Source organism: Olleya namhaensis, from assembly GCF_900114005.1.
Classification (GTDB): Bacteria; Bacteroidota; Bacteroidia; order Flavobacteriales; family Flavobacteriaceae; genus Olleya; species Olleya namhaensis.
In genome coordinates this window covers 633,347-645,153 of the sequence record NZ_FORM01000001.1, presented here as the reverse complement: position 1 = coordinate 645,153, position 11,807 = coordinate 633,347, and the positions used below count along the sequence as shown (strand labels likewise).

Below are 11,807 nucleotides of genomic sequence, written 5' to 3'. Positions count from 1 at the left end.
AAAAAGGCGCTTAATAATTTAAGCGCCTTTTTTTATATTGACTGAACATACTTTTTAGGCGTGATGCCATATTTCTTTTTAAACGCTGCTATAAAATGACTAGAAGTACTGTAGCCCACTTTTAAACCCACCTCATTAACATTATCATTACCCGTTTCTAAAAGCTTTCTAGCAACCTCCATTTTATAATCTAATAAAAAACTAAACACAGAATCGCCATAAATTTGCTTAAAGCCTTCTTTTAGTTTTTTAAGAGGTAAACTGATCTCTTCAGATAATTCCTGAAGCGTTGGTGGCTCCACCATTCTTGCTATAATAATATCTTTTGCTTTTTTAATTTTAGCAACATTAGTTTCGTCAACTAAAAAAGGACATTGCTCGATATCTGCATCCTCCCCCCTATTAAAATACAAGCTTAACAACTCGTATGCCTTGCCTTTAAAGTATAATGTTTTTATAGACGAGTTAAGATTAAAATTAACAATCTGATTTAATGCAATAGCCATGGATGGCGAAATTTTACCGTCCTTATAATACTTTTTATCCTTATTATCACTACTCAAAAAAGTAATATAATCTGCTTCCTGAGAAAACAAACCGTGAAATTTTTTAATAGAAATTAAAACCGAAACTAACCAACAGTCAGGCTTTACCTCTAGATGTATAGGCAAATCACGCTGTGGATTATATAGCAACAATGAGGTTTCTTCAGCTATATTTAAAACATAACTTCCATTGTTAAAAATAAAGTCACTGTCACCTTTTAAGCAAAAATGAAACTGAATAAAACTACTATCAATAAACCGCTCAACTGTTTGATTTTTAGCTGTTTCATTTTGATAAGTAAGGACAAAAACACCTTGATCCACTTGCGTTTCTGCAAACGAACCTTTAGCGACATTTTTTAAAGAAGAAGAAAGCGTCATAATTAAATCTTATTTAGATTGGTTCTAAACAACTAACTCTAAAACCATTGTATTCACTGCTAAAATATGATATTTATCATTGTTAGCTCATTTTTTAGCATAAAAAACCACAAACGTTATTAAAAGTTCTTTTAGCGTTACTTTTTATAAAATATACAACATAAATTTGCCTACAACAAAGTCCCAGTCAGGTAAATGGAGCACTATCACATGTCAACAGGTACATATTTTTATGCCTTAGGTTTAAGTTATAAAAAAGCAGATGCCGATATTAGAGGTCATTTTAGTTTAGATGAACCCTCTAAAAACGCGCTTTTAAATCAAGCTAAATCTAATGGTATTCAAAGCCTTATAGTAACATCAACTTGTAACCGTACAGAAATATACGGATTTGCAGAACACCCTTACCAACTAATCCAATTATTGTGTGACAACACAAAAGGAACAGTAGAAGAATTTCAAAAATACGCCTACATATATAAAGGTCAAGAAGCAATATCTCATTTATTTAGAGTTGGATCTGGTTTAGATAGTCAAATATTAGGTGACTTCGAAATTATAGGACAACTTAAAAAAAGCACAGTAGCTTCTAAAGCACACGGATTATTAAATCCATTTATTGAGCGTCTTGTTAACTCTGTAATACAAGCAAGTAAACGTATTAAAACGGAAACTGAAATTTCTTCAGGTGCAACAAGCGTTTCTTTTGCTTCCGTGCAATACATTTTAAACACCATTGATAACGTTACAGATAAAAACATTTTATTATTTGGAACAGGTAAAATTGGACGTAATACATGCGAGAATTTAGTAAAACACACTAAAAACGAGCAAATCACTCTAATAAACCGTACTAAAGGTAAGGCAGAAGCTGTTGCAGGAAAGTTTAATTTAGTAGTTAAAGATTACGCCAACCTTCAAGAAGAAATTAATGAAGCTGATATTTTAATTGTAGCTACGGGAGCTCAAAACCCTACGGTTGACAAACAATTAATCCAATCTAAAAAAGACTTATTAATTTTAGATTTATCAATTCCTAAAAACGTAGACGAAAACGTAACCGACTTACCTAACGTAAAACGCATACATTTAGATGATTTATCGCAAATTACCGATGAAACTTTAGAGCGTAGAAAAAAACAAGTACCATTAGCAGAAAGCATTATTGAAGACATTAAAGCTGAATTTATTAGCTGGCTGGAAACTAGAAAATTTGCGCCTACAATTAAAGCTTTAAAACAAAAACTTCAAGGTTTTAAAAATGCAGAGCTAGATACACAACGTAAAAAAATGGCTAACTTTAATGAAGAACAAGCCGAAATTATCAGTAATAAAATTATTCAAAAAATAACCAATCATTTCGCGCATCACTTAAAAGACGATGCATTCTCAACTGACGAAAGTTTGGATCTAATAAAAAAAGTGTTTCAACTAGAAAACACCACAACTAAGCATGTCTAAAATAATTAGAATCGGAACTCGCGATAGCGCGTTAGCTTTATATCAAGCAAAAACAGTACAAAATCAATTAAAAGAATTAGGACATCAAACAGTTTTAGTTCCCTTAAAATCTACAGGAGACATTGTACTTGACAAACCGTTACACGAATTAGGTATTACAGGTATATTTACACGCACTTTAGATATTGCCATGTTAAATGGAGATATCGATATTGCGGTACACTCTTTTAAAGATGTACCAACACAACTACCAACAGGAATTGTACAAGCTGCTGTTGTTAAACGTGGAAATGTTAGAGACACCTTAGTTTTTAAAAACAACGAAGAATTTTTAGGATCAAGAGATGCCATTATTGCAACCGGAAGTTTACGTAGACGTGCACAATGGTTAAATCGTTTTCCAACACACACTATAGTTGATTTAAGAGGAAACGTAAATACTAGATTACAAAAATTAGAAGATAGCGACTGGAACGGTGCTATTTTTGCTGCTGCAGGTATTGGTCGTTTAGACATCAGACCAGAAGATGCTGTTAATTTAGACTGGATGATTCCTGCGCCTGCACAAGGGACAATTATGGTTGTAGCTTTAGAAGAAGATACCGAAACTATCGAAATCTTAGCTGAAATAAACCATAAAGAAACTGAAATTTGTACAAAAATAGAACGTGACTTTTTAAGAAAATTAGAAGGTGGTTGTACAGCCCCAATTGGAGCTTTAGCTTTTATAAAAGATGAAGAATTAACCTTTGAAGGGATCTTACTAAGTAAAGACGGTACTAAAAAAATAGAAGTTAAACGCGTAAAAGCTGTTGGAGAACACCATGATATTGCAGATTGGTGTGCTAATTACATTTTAGACCGTGGTGGTAACCGTTTAATGGATGAGCTTAAAGAGTCTCATGTAAAAACAAATATATACTCGACAAAATCATTAACAGAAGATCAACGTTTTCTTTTTAGTGATAAAGTAAAAGCTGAAAGTTCTGATTTTGTTAAGATTAGTTTAAACAGAATTCACCCAAGATTTCTTAAAAATGAAATTGAAAATGTAGTCATTACAAGTCAAAATGCTGTTGAAGCACTACTGACTAACTATTCTGCTGTAGAACTTCAATTTAAAAATATCTATTGTGTTGGTCGTCGTACTAAGAAAATGATTGAAAAACGCATTGGAGAAGTATTACATACAGAAAAAAATGCTAAGAAATTAGCAGAGTATTTAGTAGATTTTATTGAAGGTACAGAGGTTACTTATTTTTGCAGTGATGTAAGATTGGATGATTTACCAGAAATATTAACTAAAAGCGGTATTAAAGTAAATGAAGTTGAAGCCTATCAAACAAAATTAGATAGTATTGAGCTTCCTGAAACTGTGGAAGGCGTTATGTTTTACAGCCCATCAACGGTACAGAGTTATAAAAAAGAAAATGAAGGTACTGGCATTGCCTTTTGCATAGGTGAAACTACAGCAAAAGAAGCAAGCAAACATTTTGACGATGTACGCATTGCCAAAGTACCAACAGTAGAGAGTGTTATAGAATTAGTAAACGAACATTATACATAGCTATTAGCCTTTTGCTGTTAGCTTTTTGCCCCACTATTATGTATAATTAATCTAATAGTCATTAAAGCAAAACATATAATGAGAGATTTTAGAAAACTTGAAATTTGGAAAAATGGAATAAGCATTGTCAAACAAGTTTACCAATTATCTCATCAATTACCCGCTCAAGAAAAATTTGGTTTAATAAGCCAAATAAATAGAGCAGCTGTATCAATCCCTTCTAATATAGCAGAAGGCTGCAGCCGAAATAGTGAAGTTGAATTTAAGCGTTTTTTAGAAATAGCTATAGGTTCACTTTTTGAAATAGAAACACAACTGATTATCATAGTCGAATTAAAGTTAATAGATTTAAAGGAAACAGAAAACCTAATGACTTTAATTCACAAAGAAGGCAGAATGATTAATGGTTTAATTAATAAAATAAAAAAGAGCTAGAGCTAATAGAAAAAGGTGAGCAACCAAAAGCTAAAAGCTAAAAGCCAACAGCTAGCAATGATAAAAAACGATTTATTTTTAAGAGCATTAAAAGGAGAAACAGTAGACCGTCCACCAGTTTGGATGATGCGTCAAGCAGGTCGTTACCTTCCAGAATTTATGGAAATAAAGGCTAAATACGACTTTTTTACACGTTGTCAGACTCCTGAATTAGCAAGTGAAATTACAGTACAACCAATCCGTCGTTACGGTATGGATGCTGCCATTTTGTTTTGTGACATCCTAGTGATTCCGCAGGCAATGAATATAGAGGTACAAATGAAGCCTAATTTTGGGCCTTATTTACCAAATCCTATACGCACACAAAAAGACGTAGATAACGTTATTGTGCCTGACGTAAAGGAAAGCTTAAGCTACGTTTACGAAGCTATTAAAATGACTAAGGAAAAATTAAATGACGACATTCCATTAATTGGATTTGCTGGTTCTCCTTGGACAATTTTATGTTATTGTGTACAAGGTCAAGGGTCTAAAAACTTTGACAAAGCAAAGGAGTTTTGTTTTACAAACCCAATAGCTGCGCATAACTTATTACAAAAAATTACAGATACTACTATTGCTTACTTAAAAGAAAAAGTTAAAGCAGGTGTTAATGCTGTTCAAGTCTTTGATTCTTGGGGAGGTATGTTATCTCCAGTAGATTATCAAGAATTTTCTTGGCAATACATCCAACAAATTATTGATGCTTTAAAAGACGAAACACCAGTAATTGCATTTGGTAAAGGCTGTTGGTTTGCGCTTGGCGATATGGCAAAATCTGGCGCTTCTGCTTTAGGTATAGACTGGACCTGTTCTGCAAGAAATGCACGTTATTTAACCGGTGGAAATGTAACATTACAAGGTAATTTTGATCCTACCAGATTATTCTCTCCTCCTGCAGAAATAAAGAAAATGGTACACCAAATGATTAACGACTTTGGTAAAGACAAATATATTGTTAATTTAGGTCACGGTATTTTACCTAACATTCCATTAGAGAATGCAAAAGCATTTATTGATGCTGTAAAAGAATACAAAGCTTAAGACAAAACGAACTCGTTTTGTTTAACACAATATGATACAAAACATAATAAAAGGCATACATGGTTATTCAGGTGCTTTAGCTTTAATCTCAAAGCTAAAGCTCTGGAAATACTTTTTTATCCCTATCATTATTAGTATCGTAACAGGTTCCGTAATAGGATTTAGCGCTTACCGATTATCAGATAATATTGGGCGTTTTATTGCCAAAATATGGTTCTGGGAATGGGGAAAAGACGCTTTTACATCCTTTTCAACAGTTATTGGTGTCATTATAATTCTAGCCTTAGGTTTAATACTGTACAAACACATCGTAATGGCGCTGTCTGCTCCATTTATGAGTCCCGTTTCAGAAAAAATAGAAACACATTTAACAGGAATAACTAGGCATAATCACAGAAAAACATCTTTTCAGGAGCAACTATGGAGAGGTCTTAGAATAAACTTAAGAAACTTAGGACGTGAGCTATTAATCACAATACCATTATTATTATTAAAATTTATTCCTGTTGTTAACATATTTTCCACCATTTTACTGTTTTTAGTACAAGGTTACTATGCTGGATTTGGTAATATGGATTACACTTTAGAGCGCCACTACAACTATAAAGACAGTATTAATTTTGTAAGAAGAAACAGAGGTATTGCCATAGGTAATGGACTTGTATTTATTCTGTTTTTATTAGTCCCTTTTATTGGTGTTATTTTGGTATTACCATTAAGTGTGACTGCTGCTTCATTAAGCACCGTTAAGTTAATAAAAACCAATAGTCAAATTACAATCTAATGATTGCAAAATTTGACGGTATAGAAATCAATCCAATTCATAGTAATGACGCATGGAAACTCTGCGATTTTATGGTCTCTAACGAAGACCGATTTAAACGCTATTTTCCGAGCACTTTAAAAGCTAATTCAAACCCAACGTTATCAAAACTATTTGTTGAACAGAAAACAAAGCTATTTGATAAAAAAGAGGAATTTGTATTCACTTTAAAACAAACAGAGACCCGTAAACTTATTGGTCTTATTTACATAAAAGCACTGGACTGGTCTTTGGATCAAGGCGAATTTGCCTATTGTATAGATTACAATTTTAAAGGCAACGGAATTGTGTCTAAAACAATACAATTATTATCCAACCACGCGTTTAACACATTGCAACTAAAAACACTTCAAATTATAACACATAAAAATAATTTACCAAGTGTAAACGTTGCATTGACTAATAATTTTAAATGGGTTAAAACCTTAAAAAACGAATTCACTCCAACCAATGAAAAACCATTAGATATGGAGTTATATGAATTATACTATGAAAGATAAATTTTTCAAATACATACAGCAACTACAAGATCAAATTACAGCTGGTCTAGAAAAAATTGACGGAAAAGCCACTTTTCAAGAAGATATCTGGGAACGCCCAGAAGGTGGTGGTGGAAGAACACGCGTTATAGAAAATGGAAACGTTTTTGAAAAAGGTGGTGTTAACATTTCTGGTGTCCATGGTAAATTACCAGACAGTATGCAGAAATATTTTGGTGTTGAAGATGCCGATTTTTTCGCTTGTGGATTAAGTTTAGTTTTACACCCAACAAACCCAATGGTACCAACAGTACATGCTAATTGGCGTTATTTTGAAATGTACGATAAAGAAGGAAATATTGTAGACCAATGGTTTGGTGGCGGACAAGACCTTACGCCTTACTACTTATTTGATGACGATGCGAAACACTTTCATCAAACTTGCAAAACGGCTTGCGATACCCACAATCCAGAATTTTATCCAAAATATAAAGCACGTTGCGACGAATATTTCTATAATGCACACCGTAATGAAGGTCGTGGTATTGGCGGATTATTCTTCGATTACTGCAAAGCAACTGAAAACATGAGCATGCAAAATTGGTATGACTTTGTTACAGAAGTTGGCGATAGCTTTTTAGAAGCATATGTCCCTATTGTAGAAAAGAGGAAAGATTTAAATTACACCAAAGTACAACGCGATTGGCAAGAAATACGTCGTGGTCGTTATGTCGAATTTAACTTAGTACACGATAAAGGAACCCTTTTTGGACTAAAAACTAATGGTCGTATTGAAAGTATATTAATGAGTCTTCCGCCACATGTACAATGGGTTTATGATCATCAACCAGAAGTTGGTAGCGAAGAAGAGCGCTTAATAAACATTTTACAAAATCCTAAAGATTGGGTATAAAAATGAATTGCTATTGCGGAAATAACAAATCCTATAAAAAATGCTGTGAAGTGTTTCATTTAAACGGTGGACAAACTGAAACAGCACAACAGTTGATGCGCTCTAGATACAGTGCTTTTGTCTTAGCAAATGGTGAATATTTAATGTCAACCCACCATAAATCTACTAGACCAACTTCAGAAAAAAAAGCAATTGTAACTTGGGCAAAATCTGTAGAATGGATTAAATTAGATGTGCAAGACACTACCAAAGGTTTAGAAAAAGACACGAAAGGTACGGTTACTTTTAGCGCCTATTTTTATGATAATGGTAGCATGGATGTCATCCTTGAAAAGTCTGCTTTTGTAAAAGAAAACAACCATTGGTTTTACGTAGGCTACGCCAAAGACTAACAGCTTATTTCCAAATAGTAACTTCTTTAGTTGTTTTTCTAAACGCATTATATACATGAAACAACCTTGCTTTTAAAAGCAACTGGCGCCCTTCAAAATGCCTAGTATAAAACAACTTGTTTCTACCAATATGTTTTTTCCAATTATTCTGAAACACCAAAGCATGCTTCTTTTTGTCACCAAATAATTCTGGTACCGGGTAAAAATTTTCAATATTTAAACGTCGTCTGAAAAAATTGGTTTTAATTATTAAATATCTTGGCGAATCAATAGGATCTAATAATTGGCTTAAAGCCGAAGAAAATAAAGTATTCTCATACGTGCTCGCTCCTATTAAATTACAAATAACATCCCTACTACCCGAACGCGCTGCTACAACAGAAAGCTGATCGCTACTAGTTGTTAAGTGTCCTAAGTCCGCCAACGAATCCAATATTACCGCTCCCATTTTTTGAATGGTTTTATACAAAGGACCATAACGCATGTATAACGTAATTGCCTTGTACAATTTACGTCCAAAAGAAATTAAGAAATACGCTAAAAACGAATATATAAAATACGCAAATCCCCGTTGAAGAATCAGATTAAAGGCTTTGATAATGTATTCAAAATAAAACAGTAAAATAGAAAAGAACAATTCTATAGTAAAAAAACGTACGATGTCAAAATAGTACACTTGCTTTTGTTTTTTGAAAGGCAATTCATTTAAATCAAAAACCTGTACTTGTTTACTTAATGCTGTTCCGTTACCAATAGAATCCTTCCATTTTTTAGTAATTGAAGCTCTATTAGTGGCGCTCTTTAAAGTCTTTGTATTTAACTGGTCAATAGCTACATCAGTAAAATGTTCCGGAATATCTAAACGGTCAATCCCATTAGAAATAAAAGGAATTGTATTAGTCGTAACACCAACAAACGCCTCAAAACGTCGCCTTAAAGTTTCAATATCTTTTCCTCCATTTTGAGCTGTAATATCAACACAGGCTAAATGCCAAATATTCCCGGTTTTCTCAGGTCTTTTAGGGTTTTTTCTGATAGCTCTACCGCGCATTTGATTAGAAGACACAAACGACCCAATAAATGACGCCAAAATCAAACTATTAATAGAAGGCGCATCCCAACCTTCGCCTAATAAAGACTTTGTACCCACCAATACTTTTATCGTTCCGTTTTCAAAAAGCTGAGTAACACTACCTACAATGCTGTGTTTAGCACTTGTGTTTCCTGATACAACTACAAAATTGGCATCAACATCTAAAGGTGAATAAGTAAAAACGTCCGCTGCTAGACTTTTAAAAGCATCAATAATTGAAGTGTGAATAATAACCAAACTACCAGTCAAAACAGCTAAATCCTTCTTGTTTTCAAATCGACATCTTAAATATTGAAAAATAGGAATAACTCCAATTTTATTTATATCCTGAAGTTGCTGCTCTGGAGTGGTTAAAAACTCTTTCCTTATATAATCGGTTAGAATAACACAACGTAAATTAGCTTGCAAACTCTTGCTTTCTGCAGCAACAATTTTGATAATACTTTTAAGTTTACTCGGGCTATTGGTCAATGATTTGTATAACAAATCTTCACCTAAAAAATTGACTCTTTTTTTATCAAAAACATGGAGTTGCCTCAGTTTTTTCTCTAAACTAGACAAGTATGACTCGCTTTCTATTAACTGTTCCCTATCTTTCACTAATAGGTTTTGAAACAAAATCTCTAACCAATCTAAGTACAACTCCGGAAAATTAATAGTTTCATTTTTATTAAAGCCTAACGTTCTTAATTTAGAACTTTCAATAGGTGTTCCGCATGCGTTTAAAAAAATTAGTAGCGCCGAAAAATATTCAGTATTACTATAAATTTCATCTAAATATTTTTCGGTATTTCTATAAAAACGATGTTGTTTAACAAAAGTGATAAAGGTATTATCCGCAAGTAAGTCGTCTTTAAAATTGGCTATTTTCTGTCTATATTCATAAATTAAATTAACCTCTAAATCTTCAGGTTTTGAAAAATATACAAAATCTTGATGTGGACATAAATCTGTTTCTTTAACCAAATCAGGCACTGCAATTTCATCATCAATTTCACCACAAAGATTAAAATATTTAGCCACTTCCGTCCGATCACTATCATACGGAGGCGTTGCGGTTAAAGCAACTACAAAAAAAGGTCTGCTGTTTTTTAGTTCGACTAAACACGTCCACCACGCATTTTTTAAATGGTGTGCTTCATCCAAAACAAGTGTTTCAATATTATGCTTTTTAAAAAAGTCTAGATAATGGGCTTTATCCTCAAAAGACTTATAAAATGCATGCAACGATTGGTAAGTAATAAAAGTAACATCGCTTGGCGCTTTTACATCAAACGAGTACGATTTAAAATCTTTATTTTCAGTAAAAAAAGATTGCAAACGATCTTCCCATTGATTTCTAATAGTAAGTGTAGGCGCTAAAACCAATGTTTTTTTACCTAGCCTACGCATAATTTCTATCCCTAAAATAGTTTTTCCAGAACCTGGAGGTGCTATAACATGAAAATGTTGGTCTGAAATGTGCGTATCAAAGTGTTTTAAGAGTTGTGCTTGATAACTTCTCCAAGGAAAAACAAATTGTAAACTAGACCACGTTTTGCTCAATATAAATAGGGATTATTATTAACTTTGTTTTTGATAAAAGTAAACAATATCAGGAATTTTATACAAAAATTATGTATCCAATTAAGAGAAATAGAAGATTAAGAACAAACGAAGCCATCAGAAGCTTAGTTAGAGAAACGATTATCTCTCCAAACGATTTTTTAGTACCACTTTTTGTGGTTGAAGGAAAAGGTATAAAAGAAGAAATAGCATCTATGCCAAATTATTACAGGTATAGTTTAGACTTATTACAAGCTGAAGTTAAAGAGCTTTGGAAATTAGGCTTAAAATCCGTGTTACTATTTGTAAAAGTACCTGATAATTTAAAAGATAATAAAGGGACTGAAGCTATAAATCCAGACGGATTAATGCAACGCGCCATTAAAACCGTTAAAAATGCTTGCCCAGAAATGTTAGTAATGACAGATGTGGCACTAGACCCTTACTCGGTTTACGGACACGATGGAATTATAGAAAACGGAAAAGTAGTTAACGATGATAGTGTAGATGTATTAACAGAAATGGGATTGTCTCACGCAGAAGCTGGTGCAGATTTTCTAGCGCCAAGCGATATGATGGATGGTCGTATTTTATCTATTCGTGAGGCTTTGGAAGACGATGGTTTTACAGATGTAGGGATTATGAGTTATTCTGCTAAATATGCCTCTGCTTTTTATGGTCCTTTTAGAGATGCTTTAGACTCTGCTCCGGTAGATGTTCAAGATATCCCAAAAGACAAAAAAACATACCAAATGGATTACGCTAACCGTTTTGAAGCACTACGCGAGACAGAAATGGATATTGACGAAGGTGCAGATATCGTTATGGTAAAACCAGGATTATGCTATTTAGATATTGTACGCGAAATTAAAAACGAAGTTGATGTACCAGTAGCCGTGTATCAAGTTTCTGGAGAATACGCTATGCTTAAGGCTGCTGCCGAAAAAGGTTGGCTAGACCACGACGCGGTTATGATGGAACAAATCACAGCTATTAAGCGCGCAGGAGCAGACATAATTGCAAGTTATTTTGCAAAGGATGTTGTTAAATTATTATCGTAAATTCGCAACACATTAATTAAAAACCAATC

At 33.3% G+C, this 11,807-nt stretch carries 11 protein-coding genes; 9 read left to right on the top strand and 2 right to left on the bottom strand.

Going from position 1 to position 11,807, the window contains the following annotated elements:
• Positions 1-32: 32 nt before the first annotated feature.
• A complete protein-coding gene (locus tag BMZ09_RS02845; RefSeq protein WP_090837301.1) occupies positions 33-926 on the bottom strand; it encodes a helix-turn-helix transcriptional regulator in 894 nt (297 codons plus the stop codon).
• 195 nt (positions 927-1,121) lie between these two features.
• On the opposite strand from BMZ09_RS02845, the gene hemA reads away from it, so the two are divergent.
• From hemA to BMZ09_RS02805, 8 genes are all read left to right on the top strand, one after another.
• Entirely contained in the window at positions 1,122-2,387 is a 1,266-nt protein-coding gene (gene hemA, locus BMZ09_RS02840) for a glutamyl-tRNA reductase (protein ID WP_090837299.1), read from the top strand.
• Positions 2,380-3,954 (top strand): hydroxymethylbilane synthase, encoded by a 1,575-nt coding sequence (hemC, locus tag BMZ09_RS02835; protein WP_090837297.1) that lies wholly within the window; start codon positions 2,380-2,382, stop codon positions 3,952-3,954. The genes hemA and hemC overlap by 8 nt, the downstream gene beginning before the upstream one ends.
• A gap of 78 nt (positions 3,955-4,032) precedes the next feature.
• Positions 4,033-4,389, top strand: coding sequence for a four helix bundle protein (locus BMZ09_RS02830; RefSeq protein ID WP_090837296.1), 357 nt, complete (start codon positions 4,033-4,035; stop codon positions 4,387-4,389).
• A 57-nt stretch (positions 4,390-4,446) separates the two neighbouring features.
• A complete protein-coding gene (hemE, locus tag BMZ09_RS02825; RefSeq protein WP_090837391.1) occupies positions 4,447-5,472 on the top strand; it encodes a uroporphyrinogen decarboxylase in 1,026 nt (341 codons plus the stop codon).
• A 31-nt stretch (positions 5,473-5,503) separates the two neighbouring features.
• On the top strand, positions 5,504-6,256 hold the full coding sequence (locus BMZ09_RS02820) for an EI24 domain-containing protein (protein WP_090837295.1): 753 nt from the start codon (positions 5,504-5,506) through the stop codon (positions 6,254-6,256).
• Complete coding sequence (locus tag BMZ09_RS02815) at positions 6,256-6,795, top strand: GNAT family N-acetyltransferase (RefSeq protein WP_090837294.1); 540 nt, start codon at positions 6,256-6,258, stop codon at positions 6,793-6,795. The genes BMZ09_RS02820 and BMZ09_RS02815 overlap by 1 nt, the downstream gene beginning before the upstream one ends.
• Positions 6,785-7,687: an oxygen-dependent coproporphyrinogen oxidase gene (gene hemF / locus BMZ09_RS02810; protein WP_090837293.1), complete on the top strand. Its 903-nt coding sequence runs from the start codon at positions 6,785-6,787 to the stop codon at positions 7,685-7,687. Before BMZ09_RS02815 ends, hemF begins: the two co-directional genes overlap by 11 nt.
• Positions 7,688-7,737: 50 nt before the next feature.
• Positions 7,738-8,079 (top strand): YchJ family protein, encoded by a 342-nt coding sequence (locus BMZ09_RS02805; protein ID WP_245741079.1) that lies wholly within the window; start codon positions 7,738-7,740, stop codon positions 8,077-8,079.
• 4 nt (positions 8,080-8,083) lie between these two features.
• On the opposite strand, the gene BMZ09_RS02800 is transcribed toward BMZ09_RS02805, so the two are convergent.
• Complete coding sequence (locus BMZ09_RS02800) at positions 8,084-10,717, bottom strand: DEAD/DEAH box helicase family protein (RefSeq protein WP_143067780.1); 2,634 nt, start codon at positions 10,715-10,717, stop codon at positions 8,084-8,086.
• Positions 10,718-10,788: 71 nt separating this feature from the next.
• On the opposite strand from BMZ09_RS02800, the gene hemB reads away from it, so the two are divergent.
• Positions 10,789-11,778 (top strand): porphobilinogen synthase, encoded by a 990-nt coding sequence (gene hemB / locus BMZ09_RS02795; protein WP_090837290.1) that lies wholly within the window; start codon positions 10,789-10,791, stop codon positions 11,776-11,778.
• The last annotated feature ends 29 nt before the right edge of the window (positions 11,779-11,807 follow it).